The following is an 18,387-nucleotide window of genomic DNA, read 5'->3' as shown; positions in this document are numbered from 1 at the left end:
GACCGGGCGCCTTGCGAGGCGCCCTTTCTTATCCGCTGGCGCGCGAGCCGTGTGGCGAATGAGCCCTGTCCGCCTGCTTGCTCTTGCGTGTCCGTGCAGTGGTCTTGCTGCGGGGCACGTATCTGGGGGTCATCGACGAATACCCTAGCAGGGTTCCCTGTCCTTCCCGACTGAGCGGCACATTGAAATAGAGGGCGGCGAAATGGCCATATGTCCCGTCGATCAGCATTGGGAAAGCGTGATCACTGACATAGAGTGTTACGTATCGGGCCTGGGCCGTTTGCTCGAGCCGGGCATAGGCGCCTTCGTTGACCGGCTGGAAACGGCACCCCTTGCGCCCGAGAATGGTGATGTGTCCGTCGATCACGTCCAGCCCCGATTCGACGACGGCCTGTATCCGGCAGCTGCGACGGTTGTGGGTGACGGCATAGGCCCAGTCAAAGGCCACTCTGATCGCGAAGATCAGGAGGATCATCAGGGCTACGACCCCGAGAAGCACCCCCATTCTCAACATGCCCTCTGAATCAAGGAGTTGGCGGGGCAGGGGCATCTGTGCGTTGGACTTGCCGACCTTTTCGGGCTCCGTCCGGTCGCCGGACCTGCCATCGGAGGTTTCCAGTTTGCAAACAAGGATGTCCAACTGTTCAACAAGGTCGAGCTGGCGGCGCAGCTGTTTTCGATCGAACCAGTCCCTGTCGCCCCCGAACCTCTGCGCCTCGCGCAAGAGCACGTCCACCTGCGTGCGGCTGTTTGGCATTCCGACGGAGAAGAGTTTCTTGCTCACGGCGCCCATGTCGACCCGGCCCGATGCGTTCGAGAGCCGGTGAGCCCAGGCCGCCTGATCTGCACCGGAGATGGCGCTGGCGGTCTCCAATTGCTCCCACAGGTGCATGACATCATCGGGCAGGCCGCAGCGCGCCAAGGCTGTTTGCGCGAGGAGGACACTCACGAGACATGCGCAGATGACAGCCTTGATGTTGCGCAACCAGAACTCCATGAAACTCAATCCCAGCAAAGAATTGCGCTCAGGGTGGCGTCAAATATCTAAGGGAGGGTTAAGTCGCGTGAGTATCTTATGTGGCCGGGCGCATGTGTCGCGCCTGCGCTCACTTGGTCAGGATCAGCTTTCCGGCGCGGGTAATGCGCAGCGTATAGAGCTGGTCGCCAAGCTGAATATGGGCAAGGCCATTGTCGCCGGTCAGGCGCGTTGCATCGTGGATCGGGGTCAGGTTGGTGGTCGGGGCAAATGGCTGGTGCACCGTCATGCGAGCCTCTTTCAGTGATGGTCTGGATTGTTGGCTTCCCTGTCGGGTGGCTGTTGCAAATAAACTGACAAAAACAGTCAGATATGTCAAGTTGAAGTGTCCGTTTGTCGGAGGGGGCTGTTTGACCGGAGGCGTCAATCTTTTGTGAGTTCCTGTCACGACTGTGTTTTGCCCCTGAAAAACGACGGATGCGCTCCCATATGACCGCTAACAAGACATGGCATGAAGACAAGGACCCGATGCCGGGTCGGGAAGGATTTCAGATGCGCAAACAGATGCATCACGCTATTCAAAGAGCTTTGAAGCTGGCTGAACGCCCGGACGGTGCCTTGCGTCTGGCGGCGGTGCCCCGGTCGCACGAAGATGTCCGTTCGAACACGCGCAGGGACAGTTTGATTGGGCTTCTCAACCGGCAGATCGTTACCGCACAAGCGCGGTTGATGCAGTTGACCGACCCCGGCGAGCGCATGGCGCAGGCCCAGTTGATTGCCGAGTTGCGAAAGCACGTGCACCTGGAAATGCGGCCACAGGGCGCTTGCGCCTGACGGGACGGCCCGTGCGGAAGACGTTTCGCACGAAGAGGCCCGGGCTTTGGGGAGCCCGGGCCTCATTTGTTTTTCAGAATTGAGCGGCGGGATTAGCCGTTGGTGAATTCCGGATAGGCTTCCATCCCAAGCTCGGCCATGTCCAGACCGTTGATCTCGGTCTCTTCATCGACCCGCAGGCCCATGATGGCGTTCAGGATGAACCAGACCACGCCCGAGACAACCACGGTGAAGATACCGACCACGATCACGCCGTAAAGCTGGGTGCCGATCGAAGCGTCCGAGTTGGTGAAGGCCACGGCAATGGTGCCCCAGATGCCGCAGATCAGGTGAACCGGGATCGCGCCAACCACGTCGTCGATCTTGAGCTTGTCCATCATCGGGATGGCGAAGACCACGATCACACCGCCGATCATGCCGATCAGGGTAGCTGCGCCGAGGGAAGGCGTCAGCGGTTCTGCGGTGATCGACACGAGACCGGCCAGCGCGCCGTTCAGGGTCATGGTAAGGTCAGGCTTTTTGAACATCAGCTGCGAGACGATCATGGCCGCAATTGCGCCACCAGCGGCTGCCGTGTTGGTGTTGGCAAAGATGCGCGACACATCGGCAACGTCCCCCACGGTGCCCATGGCCAGCTGCGAGCCGCCGTTGAAGCCAAACCAGCCAAGCCACAGGATGAACGTACCGAGCGTTGCGAGGGTCAGGTTCGAACCGGGCATCGGCACTGTCTTGCCATCTTTGTTATACTTGCCGATACGCGGACCCAGGATCAGCGCGCCGGTCAGAGCGGCCCAGCCACCCACCGAGTGCACAACGGTCGAGCCAGCGAAGTCGAGGAAGCCTGCTTGGTCGAGGAAGCCACCGCCCCATTTCCACGATGCCTGCAGCGGATAGATGATACCGGTCAGGATGATCACGAAGATCAGGAAGGGCCAGAGCTTGATACGTTCAGCCAGCGTACCTGACACGATCGAGGCCGTGGTGGCGCAGAACATCAGCTGGAAGAAGAAATCCGAGCCGGTCGAGGCGTAGGAGTAATCGTCGGCATCTGCCGCCGAAACACCAACTGCTTCGAGAACACCGGGACCCCAGACGCCCGACAGGATACCGTCAACCGACCAGGTTCCGAGCGGGTACATCAGGTTGTAGCCGATCAGGTAGTAGAAGATGGCCGCCAGCGAGAACAGGGCAACGTTCTTCATCAGCTGCATGGTCACGTTCTTGGAGCGTACGAGCCCGGCTTCGAGCATGGCAAAGCCTGCTGCCATCCAGAACACGAGGAAGCCGCCCACAAGGAACAGCACCGAGTTCAGGATGAAGACCGTGTCGGTCGAGGCGTTCACGCCGGGAACCGGACCTTCTTCGGCCATGCCCATGGCCGGCAGCGCGATCAGCGCGGCGGGCAGGGCGAGTTTCGTAAGGGTTTTCATGAGTGTTTTCCTTCCCCTGGGACGCTTAGATTGCGTCTGCGTCGGTTTCGCCGGTGCGCACGCGGATCGCCTGCTGCACGTCGAGCACGAAGATTTTGCCGTCGCCGATCTTGCCGGTCTGGGCGGTTTTGGTGATGGTTTCGATGACCTGGTCGGACATGGATGCCGGAACGACCAGCTCAAGCTTGACCTTGGGCACGAAGTTCACGGCATATTCCGCGCCGCGATAGATTTCTGTATGGCCGGACTGAGAGCCGAAGCCCTTGATCTCTGTGACCATCATGCCGCGCACGCCGATGTCGGTCAGCGCTTCGCGAACCTCCTCAAGCTTGAACGGTTTGATCGTTGCAATGATGAGTTTCACCTTGTTCCCCTTTTCAGATGGCGAGGCGTCCCCTCGCGTATTTTGCACATGCAGAAAAACCTGTGTGAGGCCGGGAATCGAAGTCTCGGCGCCCGGAGACGCCGCATTTTCGAAGCAAAACGCACAAAAAATGGGCTGAAAAGGTTGGTTGCCTAAAAAATAGTCGATCAGCGGATGGATTCTGATGACTGGATGGCTCAACAAGTCCGAGGAATGCAGGTATTGTGTGGGCAAAAGAACGTGCCGGGCAGAGCAGCAGTATGAGTGATTCAGGACGTAAGAGACCGCCCCTCGTGGCGGAAAGACGCCATGGGAGCGCGGCCAAGAAGCCGTCGCGTGCGACGCGCAAACCGGCCGCCAAGGGCAAGGCTGCGCCGAAAAAAGCTACTGCCAAGCGCAAGCCGACTCGGGCTTCGAAGAAAAAACGCAATCCGATCGTCGCCTTTTTCCTTGGTATCCTGCGCTGGATCTGGGGGATTGTCTGGGCGTTTACCTGGCGGATCAGCCTGGTCGTGGTGCTGCTTCTGGGGATGGCGGTCGGCTATGTCTACATGACCTTGCCGGATGTGACGGAGCTTTTGGACGGGCGTGCGCGTGGGTCGGTGACATTGCTGGACCGCGGTGATCAGGTCTTTGCGTGGCGCGGTGACCAGTTTGGCGGCGTGGTGACGGCGGACACGGTGAGCAAACACCTCAAGAACGCGGTGATCGCCACCGAGGACAAGCGGTTCTATCGTCACTTTGGAGTCAGCCCGCGTGGGATCGTCGGTGCGGTGCGGATCAACCTGAGCGAAGGACGTGGGCCTTTGAGCGGGCATGGTGGGTCCACGATCACGCAACAGACCGCCAAGCTGATGTGTCTTGGCGTGGAATACGATGCATCGGAATGGAAGAACGAGGCGGAATATGTCAGCGATTGTCGCCGTGGGTCGCTTTGGCGCAAGGCGAAGGAAGCGATCTACGCGATGGCGATGGAGGCCAAGTACTCCAAGAACGAGATCCTGTCGGTCTATCTGAACCGGGCCTATATGGGGGCGGGTGCCTATGGGGCCGAGGCCGCATCGCAGCGGTATTTTGGTAAACCGTCGGCGAATCTCAACCCGGCAGAAGGTGCAATGATTGCGGGGCTGCTGACCGCGCCGTCATCTTTGGCTCCAACGGCCAATTTGCAGCGGTCGCAGGATCGCGCGGCCACGGTGCTGCGCCTGATGAACGAGCAGGGGTACCTGTCTGACAAGGACACGAAACGCTGGCAGAGCCATCCGGCGGAGCTGTCCGAGGCTGCTGAGGCGCGCGCGGGTGGGTACTTTGCAGACTGGTTGATGAGCGACGGTGTCCCCGAGTTCTTTGGTGCAAATACCACCGAGGACGTGATCCTCAAGACCACGATGGATCCGCGCATCCAGACGGCTGCGGAAGAAGGTCTGAAATGGGTCTTCGAAAACAAAGTGCGCGAAGGGTCCAAGGCACAGGCGGCGATCGTGGTGATGAGCGCAGACGGCGCGGTGCGGGCCATGGTGGGCGGACGCCGCACCAAGGTGTCGGGCGCGTTCAACCGGGCAACACAGGCCAAGCGTCAGACCGGGTCGGCCTTCAAGCCCTTTGTCTATGCCACAGCGCTGGATCTTGGGCAGCATGCTAATGACATGGTTCTGGATGCGCCCTATTGCATGAATATCCCGGGGTCGGGGCAATGGTGCCCGAAGAACTACACCGGAAAGCACTATGGCGAAGTAACGCTGACCTTTGCATTGAAGAATTCGCTGAATATCCCGGCGGTCAAGGTGTCGGAACAGGCGGGACGCGAGAATGTGCGCACCGTGGCCAGCATGTTCGGTATTGAAAGCGATCTGGCGGCAGGACCGGCGCTTGCGCTGGGAGCATCGGAAAGCAGTCTGCTTGAAATGACGGGGGCCTATGCGGGCATCCTGAATGGGGGGTCGTCCGTGACGCCCTATGGCCTCGTTGAACTGCGCCTTTTGGGCGAGGAGACGCCCCTGATGGGAACCGGTGGCGGGATCGGTGAGCGGGTGATTTCAGACGCGGCAGCGCGGGAGTTGATCTGGATGATGGAAAAGGTTGTCAGCGAAGGCACTGGCGGTCGGGCCCAGATTCCCGGCTGGCAGGTCGCAGGCAAGACCGGCACCACACAGGCGGCGCGCGATGCGTGGTTCATCGGCTTTACCAACGAATACGTGGCAGGTGTCTGGATGGGTTATGATGACAACACGCCTTTGACCGGGGTGACTGGGGGCGGGTTGCCTGCAGAAATCTGGCGGGAAGTCATGGTGCGTGTTCACGAAGGGCTGGAACCGACACCTCTGCCAGCCTTTACCCCTGAACCGCCGAAGCCTCAGCCGAAGAAGAAAAAGAAGAAAAAGGGTCTGGATGACATCTTGAACGGTGTGTTCAACGATATTCTTGGCGGCAACTAGGGTCAGCAGCCTTGTTGCGCCCTTGATTGCAACACCTGCAGGGAGGCGAGTGCGCGCTCCAGCAAGGTTTCGGGCACGAAGACATGGTCGTGATTGTAGGCGGCAACCATATTGCAGGGAATACCGACAGCCGCCAGTTCGGTGGCCACGGCAGCGGTGAGGCCGACGCCATCGAGCGCGGAATAGACATTGAGCGTGATGCACCGCATTGGCTGATCGACCGCGAAACCGGCCTCGGCGGCCACTGAGACCGGAATAATCAGGGAGATGCCCTCGGTTTCTCGATAAAGTGCCAATGCGTTTTCGGTGAGGACCGTGGCCAGTTCGGTATCCGTCGTGGTGACAAACACGTATGTCCCGTCCATGGGCTCTGGTGACATGCCGGAGATCATTTCATGGGCGGTATGGGCGCGTTGCGACATGAAATAGCTCCTGTTCGGTCAAACAGGAGCTTTGCAGGCGGTGGGTTCGCAGGCAAGGCGCGATAAGTGCTCAGCCCGCCTTTTGAAGATCAGCGATCAGGGCGTTGATGTCACCGCCACGTTTGTCGAGCATGGCCCCGATTTCCGACTTTTCGGAAAGGCGCAGGCTGATGCCTTCGATGATCATGTCAAAGAACTTGTCCTGGCCGGACTTGTCCGAAACGAGGAAGTTGACCTCGAAGGGCGCCTGGCCGCGCAGCTTGACCGTGGATTTGACCTCGTAGAAGCTCTTGACCTTGCGGCTGCCCTGAACGTCGATCTTACCTCCGACGAACTCGTTGAAGCGCTTCCCGTACTTGCGCGCCATGTAGCCCTGAAACGCCTTGGTATAGGCATTGAGCTGCGCACTGCTCATGCGGCGGGCATCCGCGCCAAGGGCCGAGCGCGCAATGATCGGAACGTCGCCATACTTGACGAAGATACGTTCGAATTCCTTGATCATCGCGTTCAGCGATTTGCCGGAGTTGATCACGCGGTTGATGTCGGCGACGACCTTGTCGATCAGCGCCTTGGCCTGTGCGTCGTTCAGAGCCAGCGCCGCGCCAGGAGCCGCACCGACTAGAGCCGTGGCGGAAAGACAAGTCACAAAAGTGCGGCGGGACAGCTCAGAAATCATCGTATGGATCCTCGTAAGGGTCAAAATCGGGATCTAGATAAGTATCTTCTCCCTCCACTCCAAGCGTATGACGGCGATTCTGCAAATAAAGAATCCGTGCCTGCGCATAGCTGTCGGCGCTTTCATACAGGATCGAATCGATGGTCGTATCGTAGTCATAGCGGTTGCCCATGGCATCCACCACGTAGGCAACGACGCCGATATATTGCGTCGGATCCTGGAACAGCACTACGAAGGGGTTCATGATGATATCGGTAACGAGCCCGACCGCGTCGCGTGATGTCGACGGGCCGAAGAAGGGCAATTCGACATATGGCCCCTCGGCGGCGCCCCAGACATGCAGGGTTTCTCCGAAATCCGTATCTTCACGCGCGATGTCGAATTCGGTGGCCGGGTCAAAAAAGCCCGCGATTCCGAAGAACGTGTTGACCACGAACCGCACCGTCGTGAGAGCCGCAGCATCGATATCGCCCTGAAGCGTATGGTTGATCACGTCATTGGGCAGCGAGAGATGGTCCGCGAAATTCGAGAAGCTCTGACGCACAGGTGCGGGAAAGATCGACCCGTAGCCATCAGACGCTGGCGAGAACAGGTATTTGTCCACGGCCTTGTTGAACTCGTGCGTTTGCCGGTTGTCTTTTTCGTAGGGATCATAGATCCCGGAGCGGCTCACCTCGTTATTGGAGGCACAGCCTGCAAGCGCCAAGGCGCCGCAGATGAGGATTGGACGGATCAATCGGTTCAGAGCCGGTTTTTGACGAGATGACACGAGGGTATTTCTCTATTACTAACGAATACGTGACACTTAATGCATTCAGGGCAGGACCCCAAATAGGGTCATTGGCTTACCATACTGCTGTGGCAGAATGGAAACAGGTTTTTTACAGGGTGTCGGCCCTTCCCGTGCCAAAATGGAAGTGGGGGCTGGACACAGCAACAAGGATTGATTGATGGCAATACCACATTCAGGCAGAGGTTTTGAAGAACTGCGCGCCGCGCGCCGGGAGAGCAGGGGGTTATATTGGGCCGCCGGCATCTTCAGTTTCTTCGTGAATCTCCTGATGCTGACTGGGCCGCTGTTCATGCTGCAAGTCTACGATCGAGTTCTTGGAAGCCGATCGGAGGAAACCCTGTTCGCACTGGCAATTCTGGTCGGTTTTCTGTTCGCAATGATGGGGCTTCTGGATTTCGCCAGGGGCCGGATCATGGCGCGGGTTGGCGCGCGTTTCCAATCCCGGCTGGACAAGCGGGTTTTTGATGCGGTTTTGCGCAGGTCGGTCTTCGGGCAGTCGGAAAAAGCAGAAACTGGTCTTGCCGATCTCGAATCCGTACAACGACTGATGACCTCTCCGGTCCTGACAACGGTTTTTGACATTCCGTGGACGCCTGTCTTCTTGTTCGGGATTTCTCTGTTCCATCCTTGGCTTGGTGTTCTGGCGATCGTAGGGGGCGGCATCTTGATCCTCACCACCGTTGCAAACCAGTTTGCGACACGACGTTCCGTGGCTCGTGCCGGATCGACCTCTCACAGGGCGCAAAAGATGTCCGCGCAGATACAATCGGAAGCCGAGATGGTGCGTGCCATGGGTATGCAGAATGCCACTTTCGAAAGATGGCAAAAAGCGCGCGACGAGTCTCTTAGGGCGACGGTTGCCGCGTCCGATGTCGGGGGCGCTTTCCTGGTTTCTACAAAGACATTCCGGCTGTTCCTGCAGTCGGCGATGTTGGGTTTGGGTGCGTATCTGGCACTCAAGGGGGAGGTGACCCCGGGGGCCATGATTGCCGGTTCGATCCTGATGGGGCGGGCGTTGGCTCCGATCGAAATGGCGGTAAACCAATGGACTCTGGTTCAGCGGGCGCGCACCGGTTGGAACAACCTTGGTGTATTGCTAAGCGAAGTTCCACCCGAGGTGCCGCGCACAAAGCTTCCGGTACCGGCTGCAAAACTCGATGTTCACCAGCTCACAGTTCTTCCGCCGGGTGAGCCGCAAGCGTCGCTGCGCATGGTCAGCTTTTCAGTTGCACCCGGACAGGCTGTAGGGGTGATTGGCCCATCCGGAGCCGGGAAGTCGAGCCTTGCACGCGCCCTGACCGGCGTTTGGCGCGCTGCTGGCGGCAAGGTGCGCCTGGATGGGGCTGCGTTGGAACATTATGATCCCGCGGACCTGGGGCGTTACATTGGATATCTGCCGCAGCGTGTGGAACTCTTCGACGGGACCGTGGCAGAGAATATTGCGCGATTTGACCCAAATCTGGATCCGAAGAAAGTGGTTGAGGCGGCGCAGCGCGCTGATGCCCACGAAATGATCCTGAAACTGCCCAATGGATATGACACGCCAGTTGCAACGCATGGTGGGCGGCTCTCGGGCGGGCAAATGCAGCGGATCGGTTTGGCGCGCGCGATGTATGGAGATCCGATTATCCTCGTATTGGATGAACCAAACTCAAATCTCGACAACGAAGGATCGTTGGCGCTCAACAGAGCGATACGCGCCACAAAGGAAGATGGGCGTTCGGTTCTCATCATGGCCCATCGGCCAGCAGCTATTCAGGAGTGCGACACGCTTCTTGTTCTTGATTCCGGGGCGAAACGCGCCTTTGGGCCGCGTGAAGAAGTCATGCGGGAGGTTCTCACGAATTACCAGCAGATCAAGGACAGTTCCGGGCCGGGAGGTGTAAGGTGAGCAAGAAATCTTGGAGTGCGTGGGGGCCACTTGCCCTTGGTGGTTTCGCCTTGATCCTTTTGCTGGGCGGTTTTGGTGCATGGTCCGTCGCGACGCAAATCTCCGGAGCTATTGTCGCCTCGGGTCGTGTCGAGGTCGACCGTAATCGGCAGGTAGTTCAGCACCCGGACGGTGGTGTCGTGTCCGAAATGATTGTCGATGAAGGGGATCTCGTCGAGGTTGGCCAGCTGCTTTTGAAGTTGGATGACGCATTGTTGAAATCCAACCTGGCTGTGACGGAGAGCCAGCTTTTCGAACTCATGGCGCGACGCGGGCGGTTTGAAGCCGAACGCGATGGCCTCGAAGAGATCGTCTTTGACAGTGAACTTGTCGAAAATGCTGAACTTGGTCCCGAGATACAGGGGTTGGTTGATGGACAGGTCCGACTGTTCCAAGCGCGTCAGGAAACGCTTCAGCAGGAAGTGGATCAATTGACCAAGCGCCGTGAGCAGATCGTCAACCAAATCGAGGGAATCGATGCGCAACGCACGGCTTTGACCACGCAACTCGAACTGATCCGGGACGAGTTGGAGGATCAGCAGGCTCTCTTGGACAAGGGGCTTGCGCAGGCGGCCCGTGTTTTGAACCTGAGACGCGAAGAAGCCGGGCTCGCCGGGCGCGTCGGCGAGTTGACGGCACAGCGTGCGCAGGCCGAGGGGCGCATTACAGAAATCGAGCTTGGCATACTCGGCCTGGTCACATCACGGCGGGAAGACGCGATCACCAGGCTGCGGGACTTGCGGTATCGTGAGGTCGAACTTGGCGAACGTCGCAGGAACCTTGTCGAAAAGATTTCGCGGCTGGAGATTCGGGCGCCGGTTGCAGGGATCGTGCTCGGGATGCGCGTAACGACCCCGCGTTCGGTGATAAGGCCAGCAGATTCGATCCTGTTTATCGTCCCTCAGGACCGCCCTCTTGTGGTGGTGGTGAGCGTGCCGCCTATTCACATCGATCAGGTCTTCCCGGGACAAACGGTCTCGTTGCGCTTCTCTGCTTTCGACCAGCGCACAACGCCTGAATTGTTGGGCGAAGTGGTTCTGATTTCCGCGGATGCGTTTCAGGACGAAGGAACACGCTCCGATTACTACCGGGCGGAAATCATCATTCGGGAAGGGGAAATCGACAAACTGCCGGCCGACGTGTCATTGATCCCCGGCATGCCGGTGGATGCGTACCTGCGTACCGCAGACCGGACGCCGCTGGCCTATCTCATCAAACCGCTCACGGACTATTTCAGCAGGGCCTTCAGAGAGGGTTGATTCGAAGCATTTTGGGGTTTCCATAATCGTCGTCGCCCTCTAGCGTTCGCGGCGAATTGCAGAATTGGGAGAACTGAAATGGGTGCCATCGAAGCGAAACTTGCAGAACTGGGTGTAACATTGCCGGACGCGCCCGCGCCTGCGGCAAACTATGTTCCATTCGTCCAGGTGGGAGACATCGTTTATATCTCGGGTCAGATTTCGATGAATGCGGATGGCCTGATCCAGGGCAAGCTGGGTGATGACATGGACGTCGACGCCGGTGCTGCAGCGGCACGAACCTGTGCCATTGGCCTGTTGGCCCAGCTCAAGGCCGCCTGTGGCGGGGATATTGAGCGCTTGGTGCGGGTGGTCAAGCTGACCGGGTTCGTCAATTCGACCGCGGATTTCACTGAGCAACCCAAGGTGATCAACGGGGCGTCGGATTTCCTTGTCGAGGCGCTGGGCGATAAGGGGCGTCATGCGCGCTCAGCCGTTTCTGCGGCGGCGCTTCCATTGGGCGTTGCGGTGGAGATCGAAGGCATTTTCCAGATCGCATGAAGATGGTGTTGGACCCGGCATTTCTGCAGATCCCGCTGGCGCATCGTGCCTTGCATGATGTTTCTGACGGGCGTCCGGAAAACAGCCGCGCGGCGATCCGAGCGGCGATGGCGCATGGCTATGGGATCGAAATCGACCTGCAATTGTCCAAAGACGGGCAGGCCATGGTGTTCCACGACTACCAGTTGGAGCGTTTGGCCGAAGCCTCTGGTCCGGTGCGGCAACGCACGGCGGCTGAATTGGCCGGGATTGCCCTTCGCGGTGGTGACGAAGGGGTGCCGACATTTGCCGAAGTGTTGGCGCTCGTTGATGGCCGGGTGCCTCTTCTGGTCGAGATCAAGGATCAGGACGGCGCGCTGGGCAAGAATGTCGGTGTTCTGGAGGCGGCGGCGGCCAAAGCTGCGCGTGGCTACGATGGGCCGCTTGCCTTCATGTCCTTCAATCCCGAAAGCGTGGCAGCGATGGCGCGATTTGCGCCAGAGGTACCCCGTGGCCTCGTGACCGAAGAATTTGATGCCGATGAGTGGCCTTTGGTGCGTGCCGCGGTACGCGACCGGTTGCGCGACATCCCCGATTACGACCGGGTCGGGGCCTGTTTCATCAGCCACCATGTCAGCGACCTGAAACGCGCGCGGGTGGCCGACCTCAAGAAGGCGGGCACGCATGTGCTCTGTTGGACCGTGAAGTCCACCGAGATTGAGGCTGAGGCCCGCGAGGTCGCGGATAACGTGACCTTTGAAGGATATCTTGCTGCGAAGTGACCGGGTGATTTGGCCAATGGGGTGAAAACCGCGTTGGCCTTGATCCCACGCGTATCGGTGCCAGATAGTAAGGGCAGGGAGACGTGGGCATGGATGGCGGACAGATCGAGATTGCGTTGCACGGCACATTGTCTGGCATCGGCGAAGGGGAGTGGGATGCCTGCGCCTGCCCCGAGGTGGCAGACGGGGGGCGCCCCCGTGACCCGTTCACGACCTACCGCTTTCTGAATGCGCTGGAGGAAAGCGGCTCGGTCGGGCCGGGGACCGGCTGGCAACCTCAGTACCTCAGCGCCCGCGCGAGTGGACAGGTTATTGCCGTGGCGCCGATGTATGCCAAGTCGCACAGCCAGGGCGAATACGTCTTTGATCACAACTGGGCGCATGCCTATGAGCGTGCCGGTGGAAGGTATTATCCCAAATTGCAGATCGCGGTGCCCTTTACCCCTGTCACCGGGCGGCGCCTTCTGGTGCGTCCGGGGTTCGAGGCGATGGGGCAGAGCGCGCTTGTGCAGGGGGCAGTGCAAGTTGCGGCGGACAATCAGCTGTCCTCGGTGCATCTCACTTTTTGCAGCGAGGCCGACGCGGAGGCCGGGCAGGCGATGGGGCTGATGCTGCGGACCGGGCAGCAATACCATTGGGTGAATCGGGCGTATGGCTGCTTTGACGAATTCCTCGGCTCGTTGTCGTCGCGCAAACGCAAGACGCTGCGCAAGGAGCGGGCGCGCGCGCAAGCGTTCGGGGGCGAGATCGTGCATCTCACGGGTGACGACATCCGCCCGGAGCACTGGGACGCCATGTGGCGTTTCTATCAGGATACCGGGGCGCGAAAGTGGGGGACGCCCTATCTGACGCGGGCCTTTTTCGACATGGCGCATGCCACCATGCGCGACGACATCCTGTTGGTCTTCGCCATGCGGGATGGGGTGCCCGTGGCGGGGGCTATGAACCTCATCGGGCGTGATTGCCTGTTCGGGCGCTATTGGGGGTGTATCGAGGATTATCCCTGCCTTCACTTCGAACTATGTTATTATCAGGCGATGGACTGGGCCATTGCACACGGGCTGTGCCGAGTCGAGGCCGGGGCTCAGGGCGAACACAAACTTGCGCGCGGGTATTTGCCGGTCCAGACGCAGTCGTTGCACTGGATTGGAGATCCGGGCTTTGCGGAGGCGGTGGACCGCTATCTGGTGGCTGAACGGGCGGCGGTCAGTGAAGAGATCGAAGTGATGACGGCGTGGGGGCCGTTTCGCAAGGAAACCAGAGAGGACCACGAATGACTGAACGACTGAGCGATGCCGCGCGGGACGCGGTGCTGGGGCCGTTGCTGGCAAGCGGCTGGGAGATGGTCGAGGGGCGCGACGCGATCACCAAGACCTACAAGTTTGACAGTTTCGTTGACGCGTTCGGGTGGATGACACGCGCCGCGCTATGGGCCGAGAAATGGAACCACCACCCGGAATGGTCTAATGTTTACAATCGGGTAGAGGTGGTTTTGACCACGCATGATGTTGATGGTGTGTCGTCCCTGGATGCCAAGCTTGCGCGCAAGATGGACACGCTTTAGGCAGCGGTTTACCCCTTTTGAAAAAAAAGCAAACGGGCTGGAAATCACCATGATTACCAGCCCGTTTCTTACTTACGGTTATCTCTTGCTCAGATCGCCTCGAGCAGAGTTTCTCCGGCGGTGCGATCGCAGACACCACGTTCGGTTTCTTCGTTGAGCGCCTGGATCACGCCGTCCTCGACAATGGCTGCAAAGCGGCGGGTGCGGTTCACGAAACCCACCACGGGCGCTGAGAAATCGAGCCCCATTGCCATGGTCAAGTCGCCAGCGGGATCCGCGAGCATGGTGATCCCCGCTTCCGAGGCGCCCATGGATTTGTCCCAGGCATCCATGACCCAAGGGTCGTTCACCGACATGCAAATGATCTCGTCCACGCCCTTTGTGCGAAATGCTTCGGCGGTGCGCATGAAGCTGGGCAGGTGCGCCGATGTGCAGGTGCCGGTGAAAGCACCGGGCAGGCCGAACAGAACCACTTTGCGCCCCTTGGTCAGGGCCGCGACATCCACGGGTTCGGGGCCGTTTTCGCCAAGTTTCATCAGATTGCCCGAAGGCAGCTCTGCACCAATTTCAATTGTCATGAAGGATTTCTCTTTCGTTGCGTTTCCCTGTTTCAGCGATATAGGGTCACGCAGAAGCGGCGCAAACAAAAATGGGGGGAAATGACGTGACGCACGTTGTTGTGATCGGAGCAGGGCAGGCAGGTTCTTCATGCGTGGCAAAGCTGCGCAGTCTTGGCTTCGAAGGACAGATCACCCTGATCGGGGAAGAGCATGCGCCGCCCTATCAGCGCCCGCCGCTGAGCAAGAAATACCTTCTGGGAGAGATGGAGGTCGAACGGCTGTACCTGCGGCCCGAAAGCTATTACGGCGAAAACGGGATCGACCTGCATCTGGACGAGACCGTGGTGTCGATTGACAGGGCCGATAAAAAAGTGATCACCGCCGGGCGCGCGCTTGACTATGACCACCTTGTTCTGACGACCGGTTCGGTGCCGCGCCGCTTGCCCGCTGCGATTGGAGGTGCTTTGGACGGGGTTTACACCGTGCGGGATCTGAGGGACGTGGACGCCATGGCGCCGGAGTTTGCCGAAGGCAAGCGGGTTCTGATTATCGGTGGCGGTTATATCGGCCTGGAGGCAGCAGCGGTGGCGGCGTCCAAGGGGCTGCAGGTGACGCTGGTCGAGATGGCGGACCGTATTCTGCAACGCGTGGCCGCGCCCCAGACCAGTGATTATTTCCGCACACTACATGCTGGCCATGGGGTCAATATCCTTGAAGGTGTGGGCCTTGAGCGGTTGACGGGTGATGGGCGTGTGGATGGCGCGGTGCTGAGCGATGGCACCGAACTGGTGCTGGATTTCGCGATTGTGGGGGTCGGAATCACGCCGGCGACATCGCTGGCCGAGGCAGCGGGGCTTGAGGTCGATAACGGGATCAAGACCGACGCACAAGGGCGCACATCGGACCCTGCGATCTGGGCGGCGGGGGATTGCGCCTCGTTTCCCTATCGCGGCACCCGCATCCGGCTGGAGAGTGTGCCCAACGCGATTGATCAGGCCGAATGCGTGGCCGAGAACATCATGGGGGCGGAAAAAGATTATGTCGCGAAGCCGTGGTTCTGGTCGGATCAGTATGACATCAAGTTGCAGATTGCCGGGCTGAATGCAGGGTATGACAACGTGGTGACGCGCCCCGGTGAGGGAATGTCGGTGTCGTTCTGGTATTACAAGGGGGAGACGCTGCTTGCCGTGGACGCGATGAACGCGCCGCGAGATTACATGGTGGGCAAACGGCTGATCGAAATGGGGAAATCGGCGGACCCGGCAGCGATTGCAGATCCCGAGACCGATATGAAAGCGCTGATGCGCGGTTAGGGAAGCAAGAATGCGCATTATCGCGGGTCAGTTTCGCGGCACGGCGCTTGCCAGTGTCGGCAAGGGAGATGCGGGTGCCCATCTGCGTCCGACAACTGATCGCGTCCGCGAAAGCCTGTTCAACGTGCTGATGGGGGGCAAGTTTAGCGATCCGATCAGCGGTGCGCGGGTGCTTGACCTGTTTGCAGGAACTGGGGCGCTGGGGCTTGAGGCACTGTCGCGCGGCGCGTCCGAGGTCTGTTTCGTCGATGATGGGCGCAAGGCGGGATCGTTGATCCGCGAAAACATCCGCCTGACCCGCAGCAAGGCGTCGACAAGGCTCGTGATGCGCGATGCAACGCGGCTTCCGGTGTGGGATGGCGCGGGGTTCGACCTCGTGTTTCTGGACCCGCCCTATGGCAAGGGCATGGGAGAGCGGGCGCTTGCGACGGCGGTCGCGGGGAGGTGGATTGCGCCGGGGGCGTTGATCGTTTGGGAAGAGAATGCGCCGCAACTGGCACCGGAAGGTTTCGCCCTGCTGGATCAGCGCAAATACGGCGACACGCATGTGACCTTCCTTGAGCGTGATGCGAACGATTGCAGATGATCGCACGATTGTGCGCCGGTGAATCAGGGAAATATGCTACACTAGATGGGATGATGCAGGCCGCCTGAGTGTTCGGGCCTGTTGAATTGGGTCTGACCCTCCTGCATTGAGACGCGAGAAATGCGCGGCCTGCCTTGTGTAAACCGGGAGGACGCCATGGTTGAAACTATCGGAAATCCACTGAGTTGGGGCGCGAAGGCCCTGAGTGGTCTCGGTCATGCGGCGCATGACGTGGCCGAAGGCATGTCCAGTGATGCACGGGTCTCACCGCGGGTGCATGCCCTGCACCTGAACGATATCAGGAAGGCGCTGAAACTGGGGCTGGCTGATTTGGGCAGGAGCCGCAGCGACGTGATGATGCTGGTGATGATCTATCCGTTGATCGGGTTGGCGTTGACATTGGTCGCTTTCAATAGCGCCCTGATCCCGCTGGTCTTTCCGATGGCGGCGGGATTTGCCCTTCTGGGGCCTTTGGCGGCCGTTGCGCTTTACGAGATGAGTCGCCAATACGAGGCGGGCGAAGACGTGACATGGGTTTCGGCGTTGGTATCGCTGCGCAGCCGCGTGTTTGGGCCGATCATGGTGCTCGGCCTATATCTGTTGGGGTTCTACGCGATCTGGATGGTGGTAGCGCTTGAAATTTATGGCGCCATCATGGGGCCGGAGTTGCCCAAGACGCTGACGGGAATGCTGCGTGAGGTTCTGACCACGCCCGCGGGATGGACCTTGATCTGGGTCGGATGTGGTGTCGGGTTCGTGTTTGCCGCGGTTGTCCTGGTCACGACGATTGTCAGTTTCCCGATGCTGGTGGACCATCCTTTCGGATTGCCGGTCGCCGTGGCCACCTCGATCCGGGTGGCGGTCAAGAACCCGCTTGTGACGGCGGCATGGGGCTTTGTCGTCGCTGCCTGCCTCGTGATCGGCTCGGTACCGTTTTTCATCGGCCTGGTGATCGCCTTGCCCGTGCTGGGCCACGCAACATGGCATCTTTACCGGATGGCCGTGAGCTATGACTGAGGCTCAGCCGTAGGTCGGGTGAAACTTTCCGCCCGGCGACAGGGTAAAGATTTCGGCCCCGTCCGCAGTGACGCCGATGGAGTGTTCGAACTGCGCCGATAGTGACTTGTCTCGGGTCACGGCCGTCCAGTCATCTGCCAGCACTTTGGTTTCGGGGCGCCCCAGGTTCACCATGGGTTCGATGGTGAAGAACATGCCTTCTTCAAGCACGGCGCCGGTGCCGGGGCGGCCATAATGCAGCACATTGGGCGGGGCGTGAAAGACGCGACCCAGCCCGTGACCGCAGAAGTCGCGCACCACGGACATGCGGTGGCCTTCGACATAGCTCTGGATGGCATGGCCGATGTCGCCGAACGTGTTACCGGGTTTGACCGCCTCGATCCCTGTCATCAGCGCGTCATGCGTGACCTGGATCAGGCGCTCGGCCTTGCGGTTCAGTTTGCCCGCCACATACATGCGGCTGGTGTCGCCGTACCAGCCGTCAACGATCACGGTAACGTCGATGTTGAGAATGTCGCCCTCTTTCAGTTTCTTGTCGCCGGGAATGCCATGGCAGACCACGTGGTTGACGCTGATGCAGGAGGCGTGCTGATAGCCGCGATAGCCGATCGTTGCCGATTTGGCGCCCGCAGCGTTGACCTTAGATTCGATGACGCGGTCAATCTCGCCCGTGGTCTGGCCCGGGACGACAAGCTCAGCCACTTCGTCAAGGATGCGCGCTGCCAGTTCGCCGGCGGCGTGCATGCCTGCGAAATCGGCCTGTTCGTAAATGCGGATCCCGTCGCGGGTCTGGCGGCCTTTGCCGATCATGGGGTCTGCTCCATCAAATGCGCTTTTTTTGTTACTTAAGCGGAAACATGCGAAAGAACCAGAGGGGGCGCGCATGTCTGTTGGGGGTTGGGGGTTGGGGCGCCGCCCCCGTCGCGC

Annotated in this window: 20 protein-coding genes; 11 read left to right on the top strand and 9 right to left on the bottom strand. The window is 59.7% G+C overall.

Features of this window, described 5'->3' with window-relative positions; genetic code table 11:
- Positions 1-28: 28 nt before the first annotated feature.
- Complete coding sequence (locus BMZ35_RS04895; RefSeq protein ID WP_165610002.1) at positions 29-949, bottom strand: hypothetical protein; 921 nt, start codon at positions 947-949, stop codon at positions 29-31.
- Positions 950-1,106: 157 nt separating this feature from the next.
- Positions 1,107-1,265 carry a hemin uptake protein HemP gene (hemP, locus tag BMZ35_RS04890; RefSeq protein WP_093091413.1) on the bottom strand — a complete coding sequence of 53 codons (159 nt, stop codon included), beginning with the start codon at positions 1,263-1,265 and terminating at the stop codon, positions 1,107-1,109.
- A 200-nt stretch (positions 1,266-1,465) separates the two neighbouring features.
- Here hemP and BMZ35_RS04885 point away from each other — a divergent pair, with 200 nt between their 5' ends.
- The gene (locus BMZ35_RS04885) at positions 1,466-1,810 is read left to right on the top strand and encodes a hypothetical protein (RefSeq protein ID WP_131814328.1); all 345 of its coding nucleotides are present in this window, start codon (positions 1,466-1,468) and stop codon (positions 1,808-1,810) included.
- 92 nt (positions 1,811-1,902) lie between these two features.
- Here BMZ35_RS04885 and BMZ35_RS04880 read toward each other — a convergent pair whose 3' ends face one another.
- Together BMZ35_RS04880 and BMZ35_RS04875 are read right to left on the bottom strand one after the other, a co-directional pair.
- A complete protein-coding gene (locus BMZ35_RS04880; RefSeq protein WP_093091409.1) occupies positions 1,903-3,240 on the bottom strand; it encodes an ammonium transporter in 1,338 nt (445 codons plus the stop codon).
- A 25-nt stretch (positions 3,241-3,265) separates the two neighbouring features.
- Positions 3,266-3,604 carry a P-II family nitrogen regulator gene (locus BMZ35_RS04875; RefSeq protein WP_093092572.1) on the bottom strand — a complete coding sequence of 113 codons (339 nt, stop codon included), beginning with the start codon at positions 3,602-3,604 and terminating at the stop codon, positions 3,266-3,268.
- Between the two features lie 260 nt (positions 3,605-3,864).
- Between BMZ35_RS04875 and BMZ35_RS04870 the strand changes: the two genes are divergently transcribed.
- Positions 3,865-6,039: a transglycosylase domain-containing protein gene (locus tag BMZ35_RS04870; protein WP_093091407.1), complete on the top strand. Its 2,175-nt coding sequence runs from the start codon at positions 3,865-3,867 to the stop codon at positions 6,037-6,039.
- Between the two features lie 2 nt (positions 6,040-6,041).
- Here BMZ35_RS04870 and BMZ35_RS04865 read toward each other — a convergent pair whose 3' ends face one another.
- From BMZ35_RS04865 to BMZ35_RS04855, 3 genes are all read right to left on the bottom strand, one after another.
- On the bottom strand, positions 6,042-6,461 hold the full coding sequence (locus tag BMZ35_RS04865; protein ID WP_093091405.1) for an ACT domain-containing protein: 420 nt from the start codon (positions 6,459-6,461) through the stop codon (positions 6,042-6,044).
- A 70-nt stretch (positions 6,462-6,531) separates the two neighbouring features.
- Positions 6,532-7,137, bottom strand: coding sequence for an MlaC/ttg2D family ABC transporter substrate-binding protein (locus BMZ35_RS04860; RefSeq protein ID WP_093091404.1), 606 nt, complete (start codon positions 7,135-7,137; stop codon positions 6,532-6,534).
- A complete protein-coding gene (locus BMZ35_RS04855; RefSeq protein ID WP_242654696.1) occupies positions 7,127-7,873 on the bottom strand; it encodes an MlaA family lipoprotein in 747 nt (248 codons plus the stop codon). Before BMZ35_RS04855 ends, BMZ35_RS04860 begins: the two co-directional genes overlap by 11 nt.
- Positions 7,874-8,087: 214 nt before the next feature.
- On the opposite strand from BMZ35_RS04855, the gene BMZ35_RS04850 reads away from it, so the two are divergent.
- From BMZ35_RS04850 to BMZ35_RS04825, 6 genes are all read left to right on the top strand, one after another.
- Positions 8,088-9,821, top strand: a complete 1,734-nt coding sequence (locus BMZ35_RS04850) for a type I secretion system permease/ATPase (RefSeq protein WP_093091402.1) — start codon at positions 8,088-8,090, stop codon at positions 9,819-9,821.
- Positions 9,818-11,119 (top strand): HlyD family type I secretion periplasmic adaptor subunit, encoded by a 1,302-nt coding sequence (locus BMZ35_RS04845; RefSeq protein ID WP_093091400.1) that lies wholly within the window; start codon positions 9,818-9,820, stop codon positions 11,117-11,119. The genes BMZ35_RS04850 and BMZ35_RS04845 overlap by 4 nt, the downstream gene beginning before the upstream one ends.
- A gap of 78 nt (positions 11,120-11,197) precedes the next feature.
- Positions 11,198-11,659, top strand: a complete 462-nt coding sequence (locus BMZ35_RS04840) for a RidA family protein (protein ID WP_093091399.1) — start codon at positions 11,198-11,200, stop codon at positions 11,657-11,659.
- Between the two features lie 2 nt (positions 11,660-11,661).
- Positions 11,662-12,420, top strand: a complete 759-nt coding sequence (locus BMZ35_RS04835; RefSeq protein WP_093092568.1) for a glycerophosphodiester phosphodiesterase family protein — start codon at positions 11,662-11,664, stop codon at positions 12,418-12,420.
- Positions 12,421-12,509: 89 nt separating this feature from the next.
- A complete protein-coding gene (locus BMZ35_RS04830; RefSeq protein WP_093091397.1) occupies positions 12,510-13,697 on the top strand; it encodes a GNAT family N-acetyltransferase in 1,188 nt (395 codons plus the stop codon).
- Positions 13,694-13,984 (top strand): 4a-hydroxytetrahydrobiopterin dehydratase, encoded by a 291-nt coding sequence (locus BMZ35_RS04825; RefSeq protein WP_093091395.1) that lies wholly within the window; start codon positions 13,694-13,696, stop codon positions 13,982-13,984. The genes BMZ35_RS04830 and BMZ35_RS04825 overlap by 4 nt, the downstream gene beginning before the upstream one ends.
- Positions 13,985-14,073: 89 nt before the next feature.
- Here BMZ35_RS04825 and BMZ35_RS04820 read toward each other — a convergent pair whose 3' ends face one another.
- On the bottom strand, positions 14,074-14,562 hold the full coding sequence (locus BMZ35_RS04820; protein WP_093091393.1) for a peroxiredoxin: 489 nt from the start codon (positions 14,560-14,562) through the stop codon (positions 14,074-14,076).
- 86 nt (positions 14,563-14,648) lie between these two features.
- Between BMZ35_RS04820 and BMZ35_RS04815 the strand changes: the two genes are divergently transcribed.
- The 3 genes from BMZ35_RS04815 (at position 14,649) to BMZ35_RS04805 (ending at position 17,460) form a co-directional block, all read left to right on the top strand.
- Positions 14,649-15,857: an NAD(P)/FAD-dependent oxidoreductase gene (locus BMZ35_RS04815; RefSeq protein ID WP_093092566.1), complete on the top strand. Its 1,209-nt coding sequence runs from the start codon at positions 14,649-14,651 to the stop codon at positions 15,855-15,857.
- 10 nt (positions 15,858-15,867) lie between these two features.
- Positions 15,868-16,443, top strand: coding sequence for a 16S rRNA (guanine(966)-N(2))-methyltransferase RsmD (rsmD, locus tag BMZ35_RS04810; RefSeq protein ID WP_093091391.1), 576 nt, complete (start codon positions 15,868-15,870; stop codon positions 16,441-16,443).
- Positions 16,444-16,599: 156 nt separating this feature from the next.
- Positions 16,600-17,460 (top strand): DUF2189 domain-containing protein, encoded by an 861-nt coding sequence (locus BMZ35_RS04805; protein ID WP_093091389.1) that lies wholly within the window; start codon positions 16,600-16,602, stop codon positions 17,458-17,460.
- Positions 17,461-17,463: 3 nt separating this feature from the next.
- Here BMZ35_RS04805 and map read toward each other — a convergent pair whose 3' ends face one another.
- Positions 17,464-18,270 carry a type I methionyl aminopeptidase gene (gene map, locus BMZ35_RS04800; RefSeq protein ID WP_093091387.1) on the bottom strand — a complete coding sequence of 269 codons (807 nt, stop codon included), beginning with the start codon at positions 18,268-18,270 and terminating at the stop codon, positions 17,464-17,466.
- Positions 18,271-18,387 lie beyond the last annotated feature (117 nt).

It is taken from the genome of Shimia aestuarii, from assembly GCF_900114635.1.
GTDB classification, from domain to species: Bacteria; Pseudomonadota; Alphaproteobacteria; order Rhodobacterales; family Rhodobacteraceae; genus Shimia; species Shimia aestuarii.
Note: the sequence above shows the minus strand (reverse complement) of the source record. Positions and strands in the feature narration are given on the sequence as shown.

What these genes read in the sequence shown, in the direction of transcription:
- BMZ35_RS04860 (WP_093091404.1), bottom strand. Translation starts at nt 7,137, where the DNA reads ATGATTTCTGAGCTGTCCCGCCGCACTTTTGTGACTTGTCTTTCCGCC.
- rsmD (WP_093091391.1), top strand. Translation starts at nt 15,868, where the DNA reads ATGCGCATTATCGCGGGTCAGTTTCGCGGCACGGCGCTTGCCAGTGTC.
- BMZ35_RS04840 (WP_093091399.1), top strand. Translation starts at nt 11,198, where the DNA reads ATGGGTGCCATCGAAGCGAAACTTGCAGAACTGGGTGTAACATTGCCG.
- BMZ35_RS04825 (WP_093091395.1), top strand. Translation starts at nt 13,694, where the DNA reads ATGACTGAACGACTGAGCGATGCCGCGCGGGACGCGGTGCTGGGGCCG.
- hemP (WP_093091413.1), bottom strand. Translation starts at nt 1,265, where the DNA reads ATGACGGTGCACCAGCCATTTGCCCCGACCACCAACCTGACCCCGATC.
- BMZ35_RS04805 (WP_093091389.1), top strand. Translation starts at nt 16,600, where the DNA reads ATGGTTGAAACTATCGGAAATCCACTGAGTTGGGGCGCGAAGGCCCTG.
- BMZ35_RS04870 (WP_093091407.1), top strand. Translation starts at nt 3,865, where the DNA reads ATGAGTGATTCAGGACGTAAGAGACCGCCCCTCGTGGCGGAAAGACGC.
- BMZ35_RS04850 (WP_093091402.1), top strand. Translation starts at nt 8,088, where the DNA reads ATGGCAATACCACATTCAGGCAGAGGTTTTGAAGAACTGCGCGCCGCG.
- BMZ35_RS04885 (WP_131814328.1), top strand. Translation starts at nt 1,466, where the DNA reads ATGACCGCTAACAAGACATGGCATGAAGACAAGGACCCGATGCCGGGT.
- BMZ35_RS04835 (WP_093092568.1), top strand. Translation starts at nt 11,662, where the DNA reads ATGGTGTTGGACCCGGCATTTCTGCAGATCCCGCTGGCGCATCGTGCC.
- map (WP_093091387.1), bottom strand. Translation starts at nt 18,270, where the DNA reads ATGATCGGCAAAGGCCGCCAGACCCGCGACGGGATCCGCATTTACGAA.
- BMZ35_RS04830 (WP_093091397.1), top strand. Translation starts at nt 12,510, where the DNA reads ATGGATGGCGGACAGATCGAGATTGCGTTGCACGGCACATTGTCTGGC.
- BMZ35_RS04865 (WP_093091405.1), bottom strand. Translation starts at nt 6,461, where the DNA reads ATGTCGCAACGCGCCCATACCGCCCATGAAATGATCTCCGGCATGTCA.
- BMZ35_RS04820 (WP_093091393.1), bottom strand. Translation starts at nt 14,562, where the DNA reads ATGACAATTGAAATTGGTGCAGAGCTGCCTTCGGGCAATCTGATGAAA.
- BMZ35_RS04880 (WP_093091409.1), bottom strand. Translation starts at nt 3,240, where the DNA reads ATGAAAACCCTTACGAAACTCGCCCTGCCCGCCGCGCTGATCGCGCTG.